This window comes from Leptospira weilii serovar Ranarum str. ICFT (assembly GCF_000332415.1).
Classification (GTDB): Bacteria; Spirochaetota; Leptospiria; order Leptospirales; family Leptospiraceae; genus Leptospira; species Leptospira weilii_A.
Genome location: NZ_AOHC02000038.1, coordinates 1 through 22,965, shown reverse-complemented (window position 1 = coordinate 22,965; position 22,965 = coordinate 1). Strand labels below are relative to the sequence as shown.

The following is a 22,965-nucleotide window of genomic DNA, read 5'->3' as shown; positions in this document are numbered from 1 at the left end:
AGCCCCGGCGCTGCGACCCTTAGGGAGCAGTGCCATTTTAGTTTTTTTGGGGCTGGACTTATTTCGCGTAGCGAGATTGAGTTTCTTAATTTCGCTCCAATCAACAAATGGATAGATCGCTCTAAAAGAGAAATTCTTTCTTCATTTCAATTTATTGACTCCGCTTCCATCGCTTTCGCATTGGTTACGGCCCTGCTCACGTTAAATTACGTTTCTTTATTTTGCTGCTTGTGGATCCGGCTTGGGACTATTCGCTCTTCCTAACACCTAGCAGAATCGGTCCTTACAACCCCAACCTCTCACCGAAACTCCGATTGAATTTCTCTTCCTAAAAATGCCAATTAAGTCTCTTTTCTTTTTCAGAGCGCTTTCCGATACAAATAACATGGAATCCAAAGACCTCAAACCCGCCTGGAATTTGCAAAACGGGAAGATGATTCTTCCTTACGTGTTACTCTTTGCCGGGATCATTTTGACTCTTTCCTTAGGATCTTTCGACGCGGGAGAACGAGGAATCGAGCACAACTTCTTCGGAAGACTGGGATTTTATCTTTCTTACGGAATGTTTTTTATGTTCGGGGCGGCTTCGTTTTTACCCGGACTTTTGACGATCGGTCTCGGGTCGCTTCGACTTGTCAAAGAAGGATTTGAACTTACGAACCGACTCCTCTCTCTTCCCGTATTTTTATTGTGTTTTACCGTAACCCTTCAAATCATCGGACACGTTTCTACGATTCCGTTTGCGTCCCAGGGCGGTTTTACGGGACAACTCCTTGCTTCCGGTTTGGAATTTGTTTTCGGGTCGACCGGTAAAATTCTCATTCATCTTTTGTTTTACTTTTACGGTTTAATACTTTTGTTAAACGAATCGCCGCTCCATTTTATCGGGAGAATGCTCGGAACCGCGGGAGCCAATTACAAGAACGGATTGCGGCACGGATTGGGAAAGAGCGGAGAAAATCTCGGATCGTTTTTTCAATCGGCGGTGGAAAAATTTCAAAGAAAAAAATCCAATCCTCCTTGGTTTTACACTCACACGGGCGAAACCGATTTTAGGGAACAACCCTACGGTTTGTCGTATCAACGGATGAACTCGCACAAACACGCTCAAACGGAAACTTCCGCGTTGCAAAACGCGCTTCATTCCGCTTTTGGAAAGGAAGGAAAACTTTCGGACCTATTATCGAAGGTGGATGCGAGTTCCATGGTGACTCCGGAAACTTCTCGGATTCGTTTTCAAAATCAGGGAGCTTTTACCGGGAACTTCGAAGAACAGGGTAAGGTCTTTCGTTTTCAATCCGTTTCTACTTCTCTTGCGGAAAAAATCCGAGAGGAAAAAAAATTTCAAGAAACGTCTTCCAGTTGGGAGATCATAGACTTTAGAACTTCCGATTTTTCTAATATTTCGTCCGAAAAGGAACAGCCGATCACGTTAGTCGTTCCTTTCCCGATGGAAACGAGTTCCTCCGATTTCGATAATTCGGATCCGAGTAAGGAATGGAATCAAAAGGATCGTTTTGTCCCAACGGAAAAAACACGGGACGAAAAAAGTTTTTCGTCCGAAAAAAAAGAGGCGTTTGAAAATTCGGAACTCGAAGACGAATTTTACGACGACGCCCATGTTTCTTCGGATTCAAAAGAAAACGGAGAGGAGTTTTCCCCGGAAGACGACGGGGAGAAATCCTTCAACGAAGAGAACGTTAGTTCCGAATTTTCTCGAAAGGAAATTTCTTCCGAAAAACTCGACGTTTCAAAATCGCAGGATATTCCTTCGGTCAATACTTCCAATCTACCCTCGAATTTTTCTTCGGCCAATGAGGAAGAAAAACCCGAACCGGCTTTACCGTTTCCGCCTACAACTCTCGTTCCCGAAGTCCGATCCAAACGTTCCATCTATCACGTTCCTCTTAAGAGTTTAAAAACGACTACTACGAAAATTCAAGATCCATTGTTTAAGATCGAGTCCGATAAGGTGGCTCGTAAGATCGAAGAGATCATACGTCAATACGGGTACGAGTCTCAAGTGGTTTCGATGGAACGAGGTCCGATCATCACGCGTTACGAACTCACTCCGCCGTTGGGTGTCAAACTCGGAAGAATCACTTCTCTTGCGGACGAACTTCGTTTGTATCTCGCGGTGAAAAATATCCGGATCGTGGCTCCGATTCCGGGCAAGTCCACCATCGGGATCGAGGTTCCGAACAGCATCAGAGAGGACGTGTTTCTCGGCGATATCCTTCATCAAAACTTAAGCCTTCGTCCTAAAAAGGATCTTTCCATTTTGATCGGGAAAGATATTTCCGGAAAGTTGATCGGAATCGATCTGAATAAACTTCCGCATTTGCTCGTGGCGGGAACGACCGGTTCGGGTAAATCGGTTTGTTTGAATTCCATGATTTCCTCCTTGGTAGTACATCTTTCTCCGGAAGAAGTTCGTTTTATCATGATCGATCCGAAGATGGTGGAACTTACTTTATACGAAGACATCCCGCATCTTTTGATGCCGGTCATCACCGATCCGAAAAAGGCGACCCGCGCTTTGGCTTGGGCGATTCAAGAAATGGAAGCGCGTTATCATTCCGTTTCCAAACTCAAGTGCCGAGATTTTAAAACGTATAACGAAAAGGTGGAACAAGGAGCGCATCGGGACGGTTACAAAAAGATGCCGTATATCGTTATCTTCATCGACGAGCTTGCGGATCTGATGATGGTTTCCGGTAAGGATCTCGAAGACGCGATCACCCGAATCACTCAAAAATCCAGAGCGGTGGGAATTCATCTCATCATGGCGACACAACGTCCGTCCGTGGACGTGATCACCGGTTTGATCAAGGCCAACTGTCCCGCGCGTATGGCTTTTCATGTGGCTCAGAAAACGGATTCTAAAATTATCTTGGATCAAAACGGCGCCGAATCTCTTTTAGGCAAAGGGGATTTTCTTTATAAGTCTCCGACTGCGGCCGATTTGATTCGAATCCAATCCCCTTACGTTTCGGAAGAAGAGATCGAAAAGATCGTGGAAGAGGCGCGCAAGTTCGGCAAACCTTCCTATGTGGATTTCGATCTGGACGAGGACTCGGAAAACTCGGTAGTGGACGAAGAGGACGAGCAACTTTTCGAACAAGCTTGGGAAATCGTTCGGACCGATCGTAAGGCTTCCGCGAGTTATCTGCAACGGAGAATGCGCATCGGTTATAATAAGGCCGCGCGTTTGATGGAGTTGATGGAAGAACGGGGTTACGTCAGTCCTCAAATCGGTTCGAAAGGCAGAGAGATTTTAAAAGCCGGTTGATGGGATCGTTTCCTGGAAACTACAATCAAACTTTTTGATTTAACCTTGAGAACTTTTCCGCATAACTTGTAGGGTGAAAAAAAGAATTTTGTAAAGATGCCGCTCGGCAAAGGGTCGTTTTACGGAATCGCCGACGAGTTTCTCAAAGCGGCCGCTTTCCAAAACCCGGGCTTGCGGTTTTTGCTAAAACCGCTTTTTTCTAAGTCCGGATTTCCAGTTGTGCTTTCAAAAGAGAGCCACGCAGGGCAATCCTTCGAACGAAATCGTCTTGGAATCAAAATTCGACGGATCGGGTTCGGCCCCAATTTTAGAAAGTGACAAGGTTCCCAAGGCGTTCGATCTTAGTAAAAAAATCCCGGGAGATCCGGTTTTTCTCATGAAAAAAACAATCATTCTTTTTTTTTGTATCTTATTCTTCGCCTCGGAATTTTCTCTCCTGGCTCAACCCACGCATAACTGGAATTCTCCGTCGGAAGTTGTCAAACAGGTGAAGAAGAAATTCAGCGATCTGAGTTCCTACAAGGCCGATTTTCAGATCCAAACCGTATCCAATAAAAAGAGTAAGAATATGAGAGGGGTTTGTCTTTATAAAAAAGGCGGAAGAATCCGGTATCAATTCAGCGATCCGTCCGGAGACGAGATCGTTTCCGACGGAAAAACCCTGTATATCTACATCGCCCGTCTGAATGCCGTCGGAAAACAGGATCTAACACTCAATAAATCGAATAAATCCGGACCGATCTTTTCCAGTTTTACGGACGAGGGTCTTTCTCGGATTTTTAGGAAGTATCATTATAAATTCGACTCGATCGAACAACCGCAAACTTCTTCCAAAGACGGACGCAAATACTTCGTTCTCAACTTGGAACAAAGGGAAAAAATCGGCGGTTTCGAAACCATGCTTCTTTACGTGGATGCACAAACGTATTTCATTCAGAAAGCGGTCGCAAGCGACGGAAGAGGAAAGGAAACTACGATCGAATTTTCCAATTTGGAAATCAATCCGGATTTGGAGGACGGTCAGTTCAACTTTCATATCGGCGGTAATGCAAAAATCATAAACAACCCGCTTGTGTCGGAACAATAAGTCCTAGAAGGAGCGAAACTTTGAATCAGAAAAGAGTAGGACAGATTCTCCGCGAAGCGAGAGAAGAAAAAAAACTGAGCGTCAAGGACGTTGCCAAAGAAACGAACATCTCCGTGAAATACATTCTCGCGCTCGAGACCGAGGATTATTCCCAGTTTCCGGGAGAAACGTTCACCATGGGATTTTTGAAGAATTACGGAAGTTATCTCAAACTCGACACGGGACAACTGATCAACTTATACCGGGGAGAAAAAATCGAAGAATCCCAAGCGCCCCTCGAAGAACTGACTCGCCCGACCGCTTCGTATTATACGAAAATCAATCTGGATAAAAACAAGATCTTTACGATCGCATCCGTATTGATCATTCTGATTTCCGCATATCTCATTATCGATAGTTTTATGAGCCCTTCTTCCGAGGACGACGCGGTGGAAGAATCCGGCAAAAAATTGGATATCCCCGAAAACATCGATTTCCTTTCCCGATCGATTCCGGAAAACAGAAGCGAGTCCTTCATTCTTACACCCGATAAAGGAGTGAGCTTTTCCGTGAGCAATCAACAGTGTAAACTGTTCATCGACTCCGTGGAAAAAGGAGGCGCGTTAAACGCCGCGGTCCTCGCTTTCAACGTTTATCCCGAACTCACCGTATATAAATTCCGATTGAACGAAGGTCAGGAAAAGGTTCTGAGTTATACGATTCCGGAAATTTCCAGCCTCAGACGTAACGTTCGGATCATCGCACAAGCCGTGACCGAAAATTCCGCGAAGGTCCTCGTAACTTTAAGCGACGAGGAACAAAAACAGGAAAACAACAACGACAACACGAAAACGTTAGGCGACGTTCCCATCCAAGTGACTCTGTTTTTCAATAAGGCAAGTTACGCGGAACTTATCATCGACGGTCAGATGGGATTTAGAGGTCTCGTTCAGGCTGGGGAAACCAGAAGTCTGGAAGCCAAGGATCGTCTCGAATTGAAAGTGGGAGACGGTTCGGCGGTGGAGATGATTCAAAACGGAAAACCCAAAATCACTTTGGGACGTCCCGGAAAACTCGTGAAGAAAATTTTCGTAAAAACACAGAATCCTTATGATAGCACTCAGTCCATCATCAAGGAGTTGGGAGAATAGGATTTTTTGGAAAAGAAGTTCTACATCACCACTCTCGGTTGTCCCAAAAACACCGCGGACTCTATGAGCATGCATCATTCTCTTTTGGAAGAGGGATTTACTCCGGCCTCGCTTCCGGAAGAATCCGACTTTCATTTCATCAACACCTGTACGTTCATCCAATCCGCTACGGAAGAAACGATTCAGACGATTCTTTCCGCGGCTCAGGTTAAAAAACAGAATCGTCAAAAACTGGTCGTCGTGGGTTGTTTTGCACAAAGGTATCCCGACAATATCAGCGCCGAAATTCCGGAAGTGGATTTGTTTTTCGGAACGGGCCAATACGCGCAGGCGGGTAAAATTCTTCGGGAAAAATTTCCGGATCTTTCTCCTCTCAAGCGAGAGTTCAACGATAGTTTATTAGAAAGATGGAAACTATCCTCCGGAATCGAAAACTATTCCAAACCGTACGCGTACGTAAAAGTTTCCGACGGTTGCAATCGGGGTTGTTCTTTTTGTATCATTCCTTCTTTTCGAGGTAAGTTTCGGGAATCTCCTCTGGACGAAATTCTTAGAGACGCGGACCGTGCGATCCGCGCGGGGGCCAAGGAAATTTGTTTGGTTTCTCAGGACACCGTGTATTACGGAAAGGATTCCGAAGTTTTAATCGACATGGTCAGAAAGGTTGCAGAGATCGATTCCCTGGAAATTTTAAGACTCTTGTATTTGTATCCGGATAAAAAAACCGAAAAGCTGATCCGTTTGATGGGTGAAACTCCGAAAATCGCTCCGTATCTGGAATCTCCTTTGCAACACGTATCCTCCAAAATTCTAAAGGCCATGAACCGTTCCGGAGAAAGTTCCAACTTCAAGGATTTGTTTTCTCTCGCCAGAGAAGTAAAACCCGGTTTGGAAATCCGGACTTCGTTTATCATCGGTTATCCCGGAGAGGAACCCGAGGACGTGGACAGGATCTTACGTTTTATCGAAGAGACGAGACCGGAAAAAGTGAACTTATTTTCCTATTCCCCACAGGAAGGAACCAAAGGCGCGGAACTCAAACAAACCGTTTCCGAAAAAGAAAAATCCAAACGAATCAATCTCATCCGGGACCTTCATCTGGGGATCTTGGAGGAAATTCACGAATCTCGAATCGGTCAAACCTACGACGCGATCGTGGACGCGGTCGAAGACGGTCAGGCAGTCGTACGCAGATTTCAGGACGCTCCCGAAATGGACGAGGTCGTGTATGTGGACGACGTTTCCCTGATTCCCGGTACGATCGGAAAAGTGCGGATCGATTCCTTTTACGAATACGATATGAACGGAACCTGGATTTCCCAATGAACAAAGCTATTTTCAATATTCCTAATATTCTTACGATGCTCCGAGTGGCGGCGGTTCCTTTTTTTGTTTGGTTTTTGTTTCAAAAGGAACTGGAATATCATATCGCCGCTCTTATACTTTTTTCCGCGGCGTCCCTCACCGACCTGATCGACGGTTATCTCGCCCGGAAGTGGAATCAGGAAACCGAGTTCGGTAAATTTCTGGATCCTCTGGCGGATAAGATCATCGTGACGGGTTGTTTTGTTACGTTTATCTTTTTGCAGGAACAGATCGAGTTCTGGATGGTTTGTTTGATCATCGGACGCGATATGCTCATCACAAGTCTTCGTTATCTGGCGATCCGTCAAGGTCAGTCGATCCGAACCTCCATGCTCGGTAAGGTTAAGACCGTGTTTCAGATGGGAGCCATCGTTCTCATCCTCGTATTTTTTATTTTGGTTTCGAGTAAAAAACGGATTTTGATCAACGAGGCGTACGCCTCCGGAAAGGCGGGCGGTCTCACCGTGTTTGAAATCGCGACCGGCAACGCGATCTACTTTTTTCAAAACCTGGATAAGAACGCGGGACTCGGGGACGTGATCTTCGGCTTGGGGGCGTTTGTTCCGTATTGGGGAATGCTCGTCACCACGGCGATCACTGTGATTTCCGGAATTCGTTATCTTTTTTCCAACAGCAAAGTTCTAACACCTTCCAATCTCAAAAGGATGTTTCAAAAAAATGGAACCAAGAGCAGCCGTTCTTAAACTCATCGACCGCAAACATCTCAGCGCCGAAGAAGCCGAGTTCTTTATGAATCACGTGATGAAAGGAGAAGTTTCGGAAGTTCTCCTTTCGTCGTTTTTAACCGCGATGCGGGCCAATGGAGAATCGGCGGACGAGGTTTTAGGCTGCACCTTAGCTCTGCGTAAAAACGCGCTCCGACCCAAGACGGTTTTTCCCTTTGATCTTTTGGATACTTGCGGAACCGGGGGAGACGGGCAGGGCACCCTCAATATCAGCACCTTGTCCGCGATCACCTTGGCTTCTTTGGGAATTAAGGTCGCAAAACACGGAAACCGTTCCGTATCCTCTCATACCGGTTCGAGCGATATTCTCACCCGACTGGGGTATCAAACCGAAACGACTCAGGAAGAAGTGGAAGCGCATCTGATCGACTGCGGTTTTACGTTTTTGTTCGCTCCGATGTGGCATCCTTCCATGAAATACGCGGGTCCGGTCCGCAAGGAACTCGGGTTTAGAACCGTGTTCAACATGATCGGTCCTCTTTCCAATCCGTTTTCTCCTCAGTTCCAAATGATCGGAGTTTACCAACCGGAACTGATGGAACTGTTCATCAAGGTTTTGCAGTCCCTGGGTTTAAAGCGCGCCTTGGTTTGTCACTCCAGGGACGGCTTGGATGAGTTTTCCATCTTTCAGATTACCGATTATACTTTTTTAGAGAACGGCATCATCAGTCGTCATTCTTTCGATCCTAAGATCCTCGAACTTTCTTCCTTAAAAAGAGAGGAGGTTTACGCTTCTTCCAGCGATCACGCGGAGGACTTGGCGAGAAAAGTTTTGAACTCCGAACCGATTGCGGGAACTCACGCGGTCGCTTTAAACACGGGCGCGGGACTTTTTGTGATGGGGAAGACGGAATCGATCGAACAAGGTTACAAAATCGCTTGGGAAGCTCTTCTTTCCGGAAAAACAAAAAAGTATTTCGAAGATTTAATTTCCAAAGCGTAAACGGGAAAAATACTGGTATGAATTTGACAAAAAAGACCGAACAGGAAAGTAACCATGATTTTTGATTCCATCATTCTATTGCAACTGGCGCAGGCCGCCGGCGAAGGGGATAAATCGCCTTTTTCCACTTTGCTTCTGATTCCGATTATGCTCGTGATCATGTATTTCCTAGTCATTCGTCCTCAGAGAAATGAAGAGAAAAAACGCAAAGAGATGATCGATACTCTGAAAAAAGGAGACGAGGTCGTAACCTCTTCCGGAATCCACGGCAAGGTCGTGGAGATCAAGGACAACAACGAGGTTGTGGTCCTCAACATCGCGAAGGATACGAACGTATCTTTTACCGCGAGTACCGTTACTAAAAAGAAACAAACAGACAAATGAAAAAAACCGCCGTCTCAATTCTGATTTTTTTATTTCTGGGGAATTCGTTTCTGTTTTCCCAAGACGGGGAAGAAATCAATTTTTTAGACAAAGTCGGTGAACCCAAAAAGACCGTCGTTAAAAAGTCTTCCGGCTCGGAGGTCGGAACGTCTAAGGTTTCCAAAAAAAAGGAAAGGAAAAGATCCAAAAAGAAGAAGTCCAAAAAGTCTTCCGGCGTTCCTCCCCATTCCGAAGGAACTCAAAAGAAAAACGTAGAACCGGACAATAACGACGGAACCTCTTCCGGAAACAACACGAACGGTTCTCAGAACAACGGATCGAATTCTTCCAATCCATCATCGAACTCCAACACACAAACCAAAGAATCCGGAAATATAAACGAACCACAGGTTACGGGCTCATCCAAAACCGATCCGGGAGATTTGTCCAAGCCGTACTGGGTCAACGAAGAAGTTAAGGTTCGTCCCAATCATTTGCCCGGTTATACCGCTTCCGTCGATGATCCGGAAAAGCAGGAGCCGGTTTCTTCTTTTAAAAACAGTCTTTCCGAAATACTCAAGTTAGGCGAAGACAAGAAAAAGGAAGAGGAAAAAAAGAAAGTTCAGGAAGGGCAAAAACCCGGTTCCTTTACGGGTTTTATTTCCGAATATAAAAAACCCATCATCATCGTTGTATTTATTCTATTATTTGCTTTGTATCGATTGAAAGCGGGTAAGTCGCGCGGAAGTTCCAGCCGCAGATCCCCCGTTACGATCAATAAAATGAGAAGAGACTAGGAGTTTCCCTTGAAATCTGCGACATGGATTTTCCTGCCGCTCGCTATTATTTTGGCGGCCACGGTAATACTTTATCCCAACTTTGCAACGAGAGAGTTGGAACTTGCGGTAAGAAAAGAATTTGCGTCCCTCCCGGAAGAGCAAAAAAAAGCGATTCTTTCCAAGTTTGAAAAACGTTGGAATGCGGAGTACAAACAATCCGGCTGGGAAATTTCTCCCGCGCCTTCCGCTCTTAAGGACGAATCCTTTCTTTTGGTAAAAGGAAGATTTGTAACTTCCGCAAAAATCAACCAGATCTCTCAGGAAAATCCGGAGCTGATTTTGGAAGCCAAAAACAAACTTCGTTCGACCTTTGTGGAGGATTGGGTCACCAAAGGACGTCCTCTTACGATCAAACTCGGTCTTGATTTGCAGGGTGGGATGCGCGTCGCGTTAAAGGGGGATTTCGAAGACTATGCTTCCAAACTTCGCGAAAGTTATATTAAGGAAATTGAAAATTTAAACAGAACCGCGGCCGATCCTTCCGTCGACGAAAAGGAAAAGAAAAAAGCAAAGGACCGTCTGAGTGAGATCGAAAGTTATTTCGAACTTTCTCCGAGCCGAAAACTTTTGGAACTGGAAAAGGCGAAACTCATCATCGACAACCGTCTTACGAGTCAGAACCTGACCGAACCTCAGGTGCGGATTCAAAAAGATCAGGATTCCATCGAGGTTTCCCTTCCGGGTGTGACGAACTCCTCCCAAATTTTGGAAATCATCCAGAACACCGAAACCGTGGAATATCGTCTGGAAGAACCGGACAACTCGGCGGGCAACGGTCTTACGTACGCGGCGATCATCCAGCAGGAAGAAAACAAACTTCTCGAACTGAAAAAAAGGGAAGAAACCGACATCGTTCAATATCAGAATATTATAAAACAGAAACTCGGAAAGGCGGAACAGGACAAATTTCTGCAATCCTTGGAAGACAAGTATAGAATTCCAAAAGACAAGTTTAGAGTTTTTGCATATTGGGCGAGGGGAAACAATCAAAATTCCCCTTTGCTTCCGAGACGGTTTATCGTTTTGGAAAAAGCGATCGCTCTCGACGGAAGGGATATGCGGGACGCACGGCCTTCTTTTGAAAACAATTCCTTCGGTTATATCGTTTCCTTTACTCTGACGAGCGGCGGGGCGGAGAAATTTTTCGAGATCACTTCCCAAAACAAAGGCAGAAATCTGGCGATCGTTTGGGGAGACAAGGTGGTTTCCGCTCCTACGATCCGAGGAGCGATCGCGGGTGGTGTGGCCCAGATCGACGGTTCTTTTGCCAAAGAAGAGGCGGTGGATCTTGCGAACGTGATCAGCGAAGGAGCGCTTCCGATTCCTTTGCGGGTTTTGGAGATGAGATTTATCGGACCCACTCTCGGGATCGAATCCATCGAAGTAGGTTTGAAAGCCGTTCTGATCGGATTCGTTCTCGTTATGTTGTATATGATTTTAATCTATAAACTTTCCGGTTTGGTGGCGAACGTCGCGCTTTTTGTGAACATCCTGATTCTCAGCGCGCTTCTTTCCTTGATGGGTTTTACTTTGACCCTGCCCGGTTTTGCGGGGATCATTTTGACCGTGGGTATGGCGGTTGACGCTAACGTGATCATTTACGAAAGGATCAAAGAAGAATTGCGGGCCGGTAAGTCCGCTGCGGTCGCCGTGGCGCAAGGATTTGACAACGCGTTTTGGACGATCATAGACAGTAACGTAACCACGTTGATTTCCGGGATTTTGATGATCCGCCTCGGAAACGGTCCGATCAAAGGATTTGCGATCACTCTTTGTTGGGGGATCGTCACTTCTCTTTTTACATCCTTGTTCTTAAGTCGTTTGGTGATGGATCTTTTGGTCAATAAGTTGGGAGTTCAGAAACTCCGACTCGGCTTTAAAAAATTGGAGTCCTAAAAAATGTTTGATTTTATAAAATACAAATACGTTTCCATCGGTCTTTCTTTGTCGTTGATCACATTCGGTTTTGCTTATACGTATTTCGTTTACGGCGGTTTTGCCAATTCCTTGGATTTTAACGGGGGGCTTAGAACCGTAATCGAGTTCGATCAAAACACGGACCGCAAAAAACTGGAAACCTACTTTGCCGAAAATAAGATCGAAGCCGTTCTTCTCCTTCTGGATAAGGAGAAACATCACTATCAAATCGATATCGGTCTCGGCTCCGTGGATTCGATTCTGCAAATATATAGAGATAAGAAAAGATTGAAACCTACGGATAAGGTCGAACTTTCCGGAATCGACGCGCTCATTTCCATTTTGATTACGGATTTCGGAATCGATAAAAGTAAGGTGCTCAGCGCCAATCAAGTCGGTGCGATCGTCGGAGGGGAACTGTCCTCGACGGGGATCACCTTACTTGGACTTACGATGGCGATTATCCTGGCTTACATCAGTTTCCGATTCCAATTCAAATTCGCTTTGGGAGCGATCGTGGCCTTGACCCACGATTTAATACTGACCGTAGCGTTTATCGGTTTTTTCCAGATCAAACCGAGCGTTCCGATCATCGCGGCCCTTTTGACTCTTCTCGGTTATTCGATCAACGATACGATCGTCGTTTTCGATCGTATCCGGGAGAATGCCGCCGGTAATTTAAATGAAACTTTCGGTCAGACCATCAACTCCTCGATCAACCAAACCCTAGGTAGAACGTTTAACACCTCTTTTGCGACCTTGATCTCCATCGTAGCGATCATTATCGGAGGAGCCACCGAACTTTTCGACTTTGCCTATGTTCTCACGTTCGGGATCATCATCGGAACGTATTCTTCCATTTTCATCGCGGCCCCGCTGGTGGATATCTACGACCACGTGATACGAAAGGCCCGCGGCTGATGGCTCCCCTCCCGGAAACATTTCGGGAGGAATTGCGCAAACTTTCCTTTTTATCGACGGGTGAAAGTTCTCCCAACCCGCCGGTTTCCTGCATCATTACGGATGTGGAAAATTCTAAAATACTCGCCAAAGGCAGGACTTCTCCGATCGGCGGACCACACGCGGAGAGAAACGCATATTACGAATTTATAAAGAAAGGTTTTTCCGAGGAAAAACCTTTCAAAGAACCGCATAACGTATGGGTGACCCTCGAACCCTGTACCCATCACGGTAAAACCCCTCCTTGTTTGGATTTGATTTTAGAACACAAACCGAAAACTCTTTATTACGGTTGGAAGGATCCGAACCCTCTCGTTCGGGAAATAAACGGTTTGGAACGTTGTCAAAAAGCGGGAATTCGAGTCGTTTCCGATCCGGATTTAAAGGAAATTGCGGAGGAAAGTCTGTTCGGTTTTGTTTCTCGAATCGAAAAAAAAAGGCCCTCCGTGATTCTGAAAACGGCGGTTTCCAAAGAAGGTTTTTTTTCCTCCCGGGATAAGTCTCCGATTCGACTTTCCGGAAACACGTCCGATCACCTAACATCCGTTTTACGAGCGAAATGCGACGCGGTGCTCGTGGGACCGGGAACCTTGTTTCAGGATCGCCCCGGTTTGGATTTTCGGATCGGGGAAAATCTTTCGCCTCAACCGGCCGGTCGGGAGATCCAAACGGAAAAATTTTTAGGAGACGGACCGAACTTCGGAGTTGTAAATCATTCCTTCCAATCGGAATCGGAAAAGACGGACGTTCCGAAATCCGGGATTTCCCGTTTCCTTAAAAATGTACTGAAATACGGTTTTGATCCGGAAATTTCGGAAATCCTCCGGAAATTTCGGGACCGGTATCAACCTTATCGTGTTTTTATTATATTCGAAGAAAAGAATATTCCGGAAGGATGGATCGAAAAACAAAAGGAGATCAACGATAAAAACGGTTCTAAAAAATGCGTTTTTCTGTTCAAACGAGGGGAGTTTTTTACGGAACGTACGAAAGAATCTCTTGAGTCCCTGACCGAAAAGGAAATTTATACGTTTGATCCGGATACGCTTGCGCAGGAATGTTTCGCCGTTTTGGATTCGATCGGAGTCAATTTATTACTCGTGGAAGGGGGAAACCTGATGTACGATACATTTTCCAGTCAAATGCGGGAAAACGATCTCATTCTGAAAATTCAATCCACTCGTTCCGTTTCCGGCGGGATCAGACCTTTGTTGGTTACAAATGCGGAAACCTTAATATGGAAATCGAATGTCGGAGAAGATATTTGGGAGGCGCACGGATGTTTACGGGTTTAGTGGAAACCACCGGTAGGATTCTGGAACTTCAAGAGACGTCCGAGGGTAGGGATTTTTTAGTAGAGACGGTATGGATCCGACCGGATCTCAAGTCGGGCGACTCGATTTCGGTTAACGGTTGTTGTCAGACGGTCACGGAGTTTTCCGAGGGCGGAAATCGTTTTCGATTTTACGCCAGTTTTAAAACGCTCGAACTCACCAACTTCAAGTTTTTGAAACAAGGAGAGGAAGTGAATCTGGAAAGAAGCGCCCTCCCGACAACCCGCTTGGGCGGTCATCTCGTGAGCGGTCACGTGGACGGGATCGGAAAAGTTCTGCGCAAGGAAGAAAGGGAAGGGGGAAACGTCGTCTGTTATTCCGTTAAAAACGATTCTTCCCTTTCGAGATACATCGCTCCGAGAGGAAGTATTACCGTGGACGGGATTTCTTTGACCGTCGTCGATGTTCGTTCCGAGGAATTCGATTTGGTTCTGATTCCCGAGACTCTTAAAAAAACCAACGCGAAGTTTTGGTATCCCGGTTCCGTTCTCAATTTGGAAATCGATCTTGTGGCGCGTTACTTGGAACAACTTTTGAAGTTTAAGGAATCCCTTTGAGTTGAATGTTCTCAAGAGTCGGGAATTTACACGTTGGATCGTTGTCTTTGGATCTTTTCTTAGGCCGAACCGAAGTTAAATTAGTTACGAAATCCTAATTTACTGATAAGATTTACGCGAGTTCTGTATAACCGATGCGAAAGCGATTGATGCGGAGTCAATAAATTGAAACGAAAGGCGATATATTGTATCACGTTTCTTTCATGCAATTTATTGACTATAGCTGAAAGCGCGGTCCGGTCTTTGGCAAAGCCAAGGCCGGATTCGCCCAAGATTTCAACCGTCGAACTCACGTTTTTTAAGTATTCTACCGTTTCCTTTAACTTGTCATTTTTCCGCTCTAACTCTTTTCTCTTCTTTTGTATTTTAGAATGTTCTAAAGTCGCAGACTTTTTCCATTCGCTTAATTTTGTTTTACCGACTTTTTAGATTTGTTTCAACCTAGTCTCAAATTTTTCCAAGTCTCCAAGATCGTCGGGCGTTGCGTTCGCTTTGATTTTCGTTCCGTCGGTGGATACCGTTTCAAAATCGATTAAACCGCTTTCATATCCTAAAAATACCGTCTGGGATAATAGTTTCTCGATTTCATTTTTATGAATATTCCGAAAATTTGAAATAACCGTATGATCCGGCTTTTCTCCATCCAAAAGATAGATCGACTCGGCTCTTATTCGATAACCTACAGTGTGAGAGGTTTCCATTTAGTATGGAATAGAAATACGCCGTTATTACTTTCTTCGGCGATGGCGATATTGCAGGTCGTCTTGTTTCGTCATTTCGGTACTTCTTTTCGATATCCCTCAGATTTATCTTAAGATCCGAATCCTTGCGGGTTGGTATATTTAGGAAACGCTCTGTTTGAGTTCCCCGGAGTGAAATTCAGTCCGCTCGATTTTAAGGAAGCTTACCTATCGCAAATTTTGAAATCCGTCTGAGCGATGTTTGCTGAAAAGAATAGAAATAGATTCGGCAAAAGGGCTAACAGGGAGGCTTATTGAAACGGGACTCGATTTCTTAGGGCAAAACGATTAAAGACAATTAAAATATAAACTGAATGGTTTTCGATTTAAATCATGCTTTACAAAAAGCGTATATATAAGCTTTCTGCCCCAAGTCAAAGAGGTATTATTTTTCCCAAAAAAAATTTTAAAATAATTCAGATCAGAATACAAAAATGAAAACTTTTTTGGAATTCTTTCGGGTTATATAGAAAAATAGGAGGATTTACGGCATGTTCCAAAACCCAATTCTATTTTATCGGAATGCACAAGCGGATGGCCGAACTTTTCGCTTCTATTGGGGTTCTACGGGCTCTGTCCTTGGCGTTACGATTCCTAGAGAGCGGCGGTATTCGGTTTCTTTGCGACGGGTTCTTATGTATAAATTCTTTCTTTTCTTCGTTCTAATGATCGCTTTCACGGCTTGCGTCCGTCCCCCGGAAAAACTGGACCCACACTTTGTAATTCTTCAGTATTTATCCAAATCAGATTCTTCTAACGATTCCGGAAATATATCCGATGGAACCGGCACTCCCGTTTCCGGCGGAGCTAATGCTCCCGTTGCCTGCCCGGTCCCGGCTCTGGTTTTCAATCCGGGAGGGATTATCGATACGGGACAAACCACCTGCTGGGATGCAGCCGGAGTTGGGGTTGCCTGTTTAGGAACAGGACAGGACGGAGCCTTTGCCAACATACCCAATGCGAGATCTTTTGTGGGACCCACACAACATTGTATTTATACAAATGATTATACAACTCTAGATCAATTTCATGGATTGACTTGGAAAACCTGTGCGGAAGGTCAGTCGGGAGCCGCCTGCGGAACGGGCGTGTCGACCCAAATCTCTTGGACCGCAGCTACGACCATTCCGGCTCCTGTAGGAAGTTGTGGAGCCTTAAACGCTCAAAATGGAGGAAACGGCTACGCCGGTAGAAATGATTGGAGACTCCCCACGGTAAAAGAATTGGCTTCTCTCTTTCATTATTCGAATGCTCCTCAAATCGACGTTGTTTCCTTTCCGGCCGTGTTTTCGGGGATCGCGTATATGACGGATTCTACTGTAACGGGCACACCAACGAATATTTGGGTCGCGGACTTTAGTGATGTTGCCGTTTTAAAGGCCTATTCGACTCCCAAAGGGGCAAACCTGAATGTCCGTTGTGTCGCCGGTAATCCGTTACCACCGCTTGCCTTTACGGACAATGGAAATGGATCGATCACAGATCAAAATACGGGACTTATTTGGCAAAAATGTGCGGACGGTCAGGCGGCCCTTACCTGCATGGGAGCGGCTACGAATAATACGCAAACCGCGGCATACGCTTCTTGCAATGCATTGAATGTAGCCAATTTCGCGGGTAGAAACGACTGGAGACTGCCAAACGTAAACGAGCTCCTCAGTATTGTAGATTATTCGGTCACGAATCCCAGTATTTCCACAGCAATGTTTCCCTTCGTATCGCCTCAAGCGCATTGGACTTCGACTTCGAGTTCCAACACACCGAGCACAGGAATCGTCGTATCCTTTTTTAATGGTAGTCTTAATAGGCCTAATAAAGCAACTCCCCTGCCAAGTCGTTGTGTTGCTAATTAAAAACGAAAAGAAAAGCGGAAAATTGCGGACGGACTTTTCAGTTTCGATAGATTTACGACCGAAGATACAAAATCGGATTTCCGATTTTTAAGGAACCTTTTGGATCGGCGACTTTAGAATCTCAGGATTTCCTCTTGAAGCCTCAATTAGGATTGTTGAAAAATTTCATTGTTCAGATTAACAAAACCACCTCAATCGCTCATTTCAGTGAAATAGGACGGAGACGGAGAATTGATTTTTCGGGCAACTCTATTCAAGATTCTTCATGCGTATCTAGTCGTCCCTAAAAAAGTGCGATCCTAACTAAAATGGAATCGACAAAAAGAAATTTGAGAAAAATGCGCCGGTAAGATCCTTTAAAACCTTTACATCGTACACACACTTGCGAGCTGGTTAAAAGAATGTAAAATTGAAACGGTAGTAATGGCAGCCTTCTTCTACACAACTCGTACAGGAGTTCAATGGAGATTTATACCTCCGATGTTCGGTTCGAAATCAAGGTTACATAGAAAATTTCAAGAATGGGTAGATACCGGCGTTTCTGATAAAATTGAAAAAGAAGCGTTAAAACTTTACGAACGTTCCATCAAGATTAGAACCAAAAGAATGGGCGCGGACGGAGCGCTTCGCAAAGGCTCCAAAAAGGGGGATCTTCACGGGTCCAAATCCGACGGATCGCGGCAAAAGAAGCAGTCCAAGGCATATTCTCGTCGATCGGCGCGGAGCACAATTTTGTATTGGATTTTGCAGAAATTCATGACTCTAAATTAATTTTTTCTACTTTAAATAAATTTAAAGTATTTCTAAATAAGAAATTTCTTAAACCAAAAATCCTTTCCTTAGATAAGGCTTACGCTAGTCAAACAATTGAGAGTAATTTAAAAAAGAAGAATATCCAATACGGGATCCGAAACAATACGAATGCAAAAAATCCCGAATTCATTCCTGAGTTAAAACCATTCCGATGGACCGTTGAAAGGACTTTCGCATGGTTCAATGCTTTTCGAGCTGCTAAGACATGCTGGAAATATAAAATTGAAAATTATTCCGCTTTCTTTAAACTTGTGTGCCCATCATTCTATTAAGAATCATTTACAAGTAGGTTTTGGGACAGGCTCTATGTCTCCGGGATTCAAAACAATTACTTGATATTGATTTTGCAATTCTAAAAGATTGAGTTACTCGAACGATCCAGGTAACTAAAGTGGCACTGGTCCCGATGGGTCGCAGCGCCGGGAGTGAGATGTTGAGTTACTCGAGCGATCCAGGTAACTAAAGTGGCACTGGTCCCGATGGTCGCAGCGCCAGGGAGTGAGATGTTGAGTTACTCGAGCGATCCAGGTAACTAAAGTGGCACTGGTCCCGATGGGTCGCAGCGCCGGGAGTGAGATTGAGTTTTCAGGAGCGATCAATCTGTCACCGGCCTTCTTGACTCCGTCGAATCAAGAATATCACACTTCGAACTGCCTTACATCCAAGGATCATACTCATCTACGGATCGCTCGACATGCCCAAACTTTTTTAAGCGAATTCACGGTATTTAAGTTTCTGTAGCCAAATTTGAGTCCAATAGAAGAGATGGTAAGATAGATTATGATTCAACCCATTGAGAATGCAATCGAAGAAATCAAGTCCGGAAGAATGATCATTCTTGTGGATTCGGAAGACCGGGAAAACGAGGGCGACCTTGTTGTTGCGGCGGAATTTGCGGATAAGGAAAAAATCAACTTTATGGCGACCTTTGGCCGAGGGCTGATTTGTATGCCGATGGAAGTCGAACGCCTCAAAAAACTCGGGCTCAATCGGATGGTGGACGACTATTCCTTGGGTGATAAACACGGAACCGCGTTTACGGTTTCGGTGGATGCAAAACACGGGACTTCCACCGGAATTTCCGCTCAGGATAGGGCGATTACGGTTGGGGTTCTTTTGGATGATAAAACTGTGTCCGCCGATTTGATGCGTCCGGGACATTTGTTCCCTCTCCAGGCCGTTCCGGGCGGGGTCTTAAGAAGGGCGGGCCACACCGAGGCTTCCGTGGATTTATCTAAACTTGCGGGTTTATATCCTGCGGGTGTTATTTGCGAAATCATGAACGACGACGGTACCATGGCCCGTCTTCCGGACCTGGAAAAATTTGCCGAAAAACACGGTTTGAATATTTATACGATCGAAGATTTGATCCGTTATCGAAGAGCGAAAGAAAATCTGATTCGCCTCGAAGTGGAATCCAAACTTCCCACGGAATACGGAGACTTTACGATTCGTGCGTATTCGACTCTCATTGACGATAAGATCCATGTCGCCCTCATCAAAGGCGAAGTCAAAAAAGAAGAGACTATCATGGTCCGCGTTCACAGCGAATGTTTGACCGGTGATATTTTTTCGAGTAACCGATGCGACTGCGGTCCGCAGCTTCATTCCGCTCTGGAAATGATTTCCAAGGAAGGTAAGGGGGTGCTTCTTTACATGAGACAGGAAGGTAGAGGAATCGGTCTGATTAATAAATTAAAGGCTTATAATATTCAAGATAAAGGATATGATACGGTCGAAGCCAACGAAAAACTCGGCTTTGCTCCCGACCTGAGGGATTACGGTATCGGAGCTCAGATTCTGAGAGAGATCGGAGTCGGTAAAATGAAAATTTTAACGAACAATCCCCGTAAGATCGTCGGTCTGGACGGTTACGGTTTGGAAGTGGTGGAAAGGGTTCCCATCGAAATTCAACCGGGTTCGGACAATCATAATTATCTGATGACCAAAAAACTTAAACTTGGACACATGCTGGGTCTTGGTTGAATTGTGCCCCGGGGTTTGTAAAGTTTCGTGTCGTGGATTCTGCACTGCTAAAGCCGTTTTACGATGTCCGGATTTCCGGACAATCCTTCTCAGGTTTTACGGAGAAGCTAAACTAGGACACTAGGATTAAAAATCAATTCCGTGATCTCGAAGATCCTGTTCTGTCAGATCCGTAACTCGTAAGACAACGTCCAATTTGATTCCTTCTGCAAGCATCTTGCGAGCGGCTTCTAAAGCCTTTTTCAATTCTCCTTTCTCGATTCCTTTCTCGATTCCTTGTCGTTCGCCTGCTTCGAAACGAGCCGCTAAGTCATATGCGTAGTCACGTTCCGATTCCAGTTTCGCTGCCACTTCCGCACGTTTCTTCGGATCCTTAGAATACTGATCTAAAATTGTAAACGCTTTACTCAAATCCGGCGTCTTGTCTACCAATATACTCATCTCTTCCTCCTTCAGTTCACCCGTATGTTTCAACACATACATCGTTAGGGGTTAGTCGTTAGGGGTCAGTTACATTTTTCTAATAGAGCAATTTAGATTTAACAAAGTATAATTTTTCCACTCTGTAAATAACTAAAATCTATTTCATCCGTCAGAGTGATCTCCGGATAACTTTCTTCTCTGAATTTGAACTTACTGTGATAATTCTCCGTCGGGATTAATTTAAAGTCAACTATGTTTATCTGATATACAGGCTTCAAATCTCCATAACCTTCTCCCTTTTGCAACTGATCTCGGATTAATCCCGAAAGATAATACAAGCTCCTTTTCACAAAAGAACTCTGGTGCGCTACTTGCACTTCCACGTGGAAGATCCTTCCCGTCTCGTCCTTTGCGCGGATGTCCAAATACGATTTTTTATTCTGCGGTGACAGTTTTGGTATTTCCGGATTCAAAATCGTAACTTCTTGAATCTGGTGTTCTTGGTTTGGAAACAAGATGCTGTTCAACATGGAAATCAGCAGTTGCGGGGCTTGCACAAACAACGTCTTAAACACCCAGTCGTCCGTTCCAGGCGTTAGGGAGTAGGGGTTAGGCGTTAGGGGGAAGGGGAAAGCCTTCCCCTCGCTTCAGCCACTTCGTGTCTTCCGCTCCCCCTTCGCCGGGGGATTTTTTTGTGGAAAACACCGGACCCAATCTTGTTGAAACACAATGAAATTTGCATATTCAGAAAAACTCCTAACGACTAATCCCTAACTTGCATATTCAGAAAAACTCCTAACGCCTAATTCCTAACGACTAATCCCTAACTTGCATATTCAGAAAAGCTCCTAATCCATAACTCCTAGCGACTAACGACTTGAAACCCGCTCCCCCTTCGCCGGGGGATTTTTTTGCGAGAAAGCCCGGACCCGGCTTTGTTGAAACACAATGAAATCTGCATATTCAGAAAAGCTCCTAATCCCTAACTCCTAACTCCTAACTTGCATATTCGGTAAAGATCCTAACTCCTAATTCCTAACGACTAATCCCTAACTTGCATATTCGGTAAAACTCCTAATCCCTAATCCCTAACGCCTAGCGACTAACGACTTGAAACGCCCGGACCCGGCTTTGTTGAAACACAATGAAATTGGAATATTCAGAAAAACTCCTAATGCCTAACTCCTAACGCCTAGCGACTTGAAACCCCCGGACCCAATCTTGTTGAAACACAATGAAATTTGCATATTCAGAAAAACTCCTAATCCCTAATCCCTAATCCCTAACGCCTAATCCCTAATTTGCATATTCAGAAAAGCTCCTAATCCCTAACTCCTAGCGACTAACGACTTGAAACCCCCGGACCCGGCTTTGTTGAAACACAAGGAAATCTGCATATTCAGAATTAAAACTCACTTTGGCTCATTCGCTTGTTTGATAGAGTTAAATATTGCTCGTACAGATTCTTCTCCACTTTGATAGTAGCAAAAAACGCATAACTCATTTTCTCGACGATTATCGAATACTTTAAATTTTCCTTTTACTTTAACAAAGGCAAATTCTTGTGAATACGGGTGTTCTGGGTTGTTGTTGTCTAACTCAACAAAAGCGACTACAAATGCTGCAATATTATTTTTGAATTTTCCAGTTTCATACGTCCCTATTAAAATCTTTACCCTATTTTTAATAGCACTGTTTCTATCTTTCCAGAAATCGCAAAGGTCATAAACAAGGGCTTTCGCACGACAATCTAATATATCTTGTTTCCAAACCGAAAATAGTTCTTTCGTTGTTTTAATAAGTGGCTTTCCTTCCTTTTCTAAATATCCGTTATAATTTTCGATCAAAGGTCGATACGAATCTTCAGAAAAATAACTAAAAAACTTGTCTAAATCCCCGGTTAAATACGCATCTCGAAATTCTAATGTATTCGGTAAAATTTCTTTTTTAAGAACTTTTAAACGATCCAAATGATCTTGTCTGGAACGAGATCCTCCAATTTCATAGACTCCTGGGGCAATTTCATATATGCCCCTTACAATTTCTCCAACGTCTTTTTTCACCTCGTATTCGACTTCCTTTGACTCTGAATACAGAAGTAAATAGGAAGTAAAAATACAAAGGACGTAAATAAATACTTTTAATCGTTTCATCAAACCCTACCTCATTGGTTCTCCAAATCTTTCTTCAAGATATTATTTGTAAAGTATCTACCATCGATTACATAAGTCCCTGGGCTTTTAGGATTTTCACGAATAACGTCCGCATTTTTGTTCAAATCCAAACCAAGAGTAGATTTGGATTGAACCTCAAAGTGAGCGTGAGGACCCGTTGATCTTCCAGTAGAACCTACATTCAAAACCATTGATCCTTGATGGATTGTATCTCCTTTCTGCCAGGTTACAGGCTTACCCAATTGAGAACCTTCCAAGTTCGGTGCATGTTTGAAAATCAAATCCACTTTGGTTCCATCCGACATCGTATATCTTCCCGTTACAGAATTACCATTCCCATGATATTGACTCGGATTGTTCATCGCGTGGTTTAGTAATTTAGAATGATCTTGTGCAGATATATTATTTTGAGCCGCTAACGCCGCTGTATATTCTATAGCCTG

16 protein-coding genes and 4 pseudogenes are annotated in these 22,965 nt (G+C 44.5%); 15 read left to right on the top strand and 5 right to left on the bottom strand.

The window, feature by feature from the left end; all coding sequences use genetic code 11:
- The first annotated feature begins 385 nt into the window (after positions 1-385).
- The 12 genes from LEP1GSC060_RS12535 (at position 386) to LEP1GSC060_RS12480 (ending at position 14,533) form a co-directional block, all read left to right on the top strand.
- Positions 386-3,292 (top strand): FtsK/SpoIIIE family DNA translocase, encoded by a 2,907-nt coding sequence (locus tag LEP1GSC060_RS12535; RefSeq protein ID WP_036096398.1) that lies wholly within the window; start codon positions 386-388, stop codon positions 3,290-3,292.
- A 376-nt stretch (positions 3,293-3,668) separates the two neighbouring features.
- Entirely contained in the window at positions 3,669-4,379 is a 711-nt protein-coding gene (locus tag LEP1GSC060_RS12530; RefSeq protein WP_230458332.1) for a LolA family protein, read from the top strand.
- A gap of 20 nt (positions 4,380-4,399) precedes the next feature.
- Positions 4,400-5,509 carry a helix-turn-helix domain-containing protein gene (locus LEP1GSC060_RS12525; protein ID WP_003005250.1) on the top strand — a complete coding sequence of 370 codons (1,110 nt, stop codon included), beginning with the start codon at positions 4,400-4,402 and terminating at the stop codon, positions 5,507-5,509.
- A gap of 6 nt (positions 5,510-5,515) precedes the next feature.
- Positions 5,516-6,835: a 30S ribosomal protein S12 methylthiotransferase RimO gene (gene rimO, locus LEP1GSC060_RS12520; protein WP_036096362.1), complete on the top strand. Its 1,320-nt coding sequence runs from the start codon at positions 5,516-5,518 to the stop codon at positions 6,833-6,835.
- A complete protein-coding gene (pgsA, locus tag LEP1GSC060_RS12515) occupies positions 6,832-7,578 on the top strand; it encodes a CDP-diacylglycerol--glycerol-3-phosphate 3-phosphatidyltransferase (protein ID WP_003005301.1) in 747 nt (248 codons plus the stop codon). Before rimO ends, pgsA begins: the two co-directional genes overlap by 4 nt.
- Positions 7,553-8,563 (top strand): anthranilate phosphoribosyltransferase, encoded by a 1,011-nt coding sequence (trpD, locus tag LEP1GSC060_RS12510; protein ID WP_003005094.1) that lies wholly within the window; start codon positions 7,553-7,555, stop codon positions 8,561-8,563. The genes pgsA and trpD overlap by 26 nt, the downstream gene beginning before the upstream one ends.
- A 54-nt stretch (positions 8,564-8,617) precedes the next feature.
- Positions 8,618-8,947: a preprotein translocase subunit YajC gene (gene yajC, locus LEP1GSC060_RS12505; RefSeq protein WP_003005201.1), complete on the top strand. Its 330-nt coding sequence runs from the start codon at positions 8,618-8,620 to the stop codon at positions 8,945-8,947.
- Positions 8,944-9,723, top strand: coding sequence for an SRP-less Sec system protein (locus LEP1GSC060_RS12500; RefSeq protein ID WP_003005423.1), 780 nt, complete (start codon positions 8,944-8,946; stop codon positions 9,721-9,723). The genes yajC and LEP1GSC060_RS12500 overlap by 4 nt, the downstream gene beginning before the upstream one ends.
- 9 nt (positions 9,724-9,732) lie before the next feature.
- Positions 9,733-11,661 carry a protein translocase subunit SecD gene (gene secD, locus LEP1GSC060_RS12495; protein ID WP_003005246.1) on the top strand — a complete coding sequence of 643 codons (1,929 nt, stop codon included), beginning with the start codon at positions 9,733-9,735 and terminating at the stop codon, positions 11,659-11,661.
- A 3-nt stretch (positions 11,662-11,664) separates the two neighbouring features.
- Complete coding sequence (secF, locus tag LEP1GSC060_RS12490; protein ID WP_003005397.1) at positions 11,665-12,603, top strand: protein translocase subunit SecF; 939 nt, start codon at positions 11,665-11,667, stop codon at positions 12,601-12,603.
- On the top strand, positions 12,603-13,937 hold the full coding sequence (locus LEP1GSC060_RS12485; RefSeq protein WP_003005350.1) for a bifunctional diaminohydroxyphosphoribosylaminopyrimidine deaminase/5-amino-6-(5-phosphoribosylamino)uracil reductase RibD: 1,335 nt from the start codon (positions 12,603-12,605) through the stop codon (positions 13,935-13,937). Before secF ends, LEP1GSC060_RS12485 begins: the two co-directional genes overlap by 1 nt.
- Complete coding sequence (locus LEP1GSC060_RS12480; RefSeq protein ID WP_003005097.1) at positions 13,922-14,533, top strand: riboflavin synthase; 612 nt, start codon at positions 13,922-13,924, stop codon at positions 14,531-14,533. Before LEP1GSC060_RS12485 ends, LEP1GSC060_RS12480 begins: the two co-directional genes overlap by 16 nt.
- A 296-nt stretch (positions 14,534-14,829) precedes the next feature.
- Here LEP1GSC060_RS12480 and LEP1GSC060_RS19525 read toward each other — a convergent pair.
- Positions 14,830-15,319 (bottom strand): annotated as a pseudogene (locus LEP1GSC060_RS19525) (transposase); the annotation flags it as partial.
- A gap of 589 nt (positions 15,320-15,908) precedes the next feature.
- Here LEP1GSC060_RS19525 and LEP1GSC060_RS12470 point away from each other — a divergent pair.
- From LEP1GSC060_RS12470 to LEP1GSC060_RS12455, 3 genes and pseudogenes are all read left to right on the top strand, one after another.
- Entirely contained in the window at positions 15,909-17,126 is a 1,218-nt protein-coding gene (locus LEP1GSC060_RS12470; protein WP_036096360.1) for an Lcl C-terminal domain-containing protein, read from the top strand.
- 411 nt (positions 17,127-17,537) lie between these two features.
- Positions 17,538-18,228 (top strand): annotated as a pseudogene (locus LEP1GSC060_RS20020) (IS5 family transposase); the annotation flags it as partial.
- 491 nt (positions 18,229-18,719) lie between these two features.
- Complete coding sequence (locus LEP1GSC060_RS12455; RefSeq protein WP_003005254.1) at positions 18,720-19,925, top strand: bifunctional 3,4-dihydroxy-2-butanone-4-phosphate synthase/GTP cyclohydrolase II; 1,206 nt, start codon at positions 18,720-18,722, stop codon at positions 19,923-19,925.
- Positions 19,926-20,051: 126 nt separating this feature from the next.
- On the opposite strand, the pseudogene LEP1GSC060_RS21000 reads toward LEP1GSC060_RS12455, so the two are convergent.
- From LEP1GSC060_RS21000 to LEP1GSC060_RS12440, 4 genes and pseudogenes are all read right to left on the bottom strand, one after another.
- Positions 20,052-20,408: pseudogene (locus LEP1GSC060_RS21000) on the bottom strand (Rpn family recombination-promoting nuclease/putative transposase); the annotation flags it as partial.
- Positions 20,409-20,508: 100 nt separating this feature from the next.
- Positions 20,509-20,923: pseudogene (locus tag LEP1GSC060_RS20995) on the bottom strand (Rpn family recombination-promoting nuclease/putative transposase); the annotation flags it as partial.
- Positions 20,924-21,760: 837 nt separating this feature from the next.
- Positions 21,761-22,411 (bottom strand): hypothetical protein, encoded by a 651-nt coding sequence (locus LEP1GSC060_RS12445; protein ID WP_230458328.1) that lies wholly within the window; start codon positions 22,409-22,411, stop codon positions 21,761-21,763.
- A 101-nt stretch (positions 22,412-22,512) separates the two neighbouring features.
- A partial coding sequence (locus tag LEP1GSC060_RS12440; protein WP_036096357.1) for a M23 family metallopeptidase occupies positions 22,513-22,965 on the bottom strand: 453 nt, incomplete at its 5' end.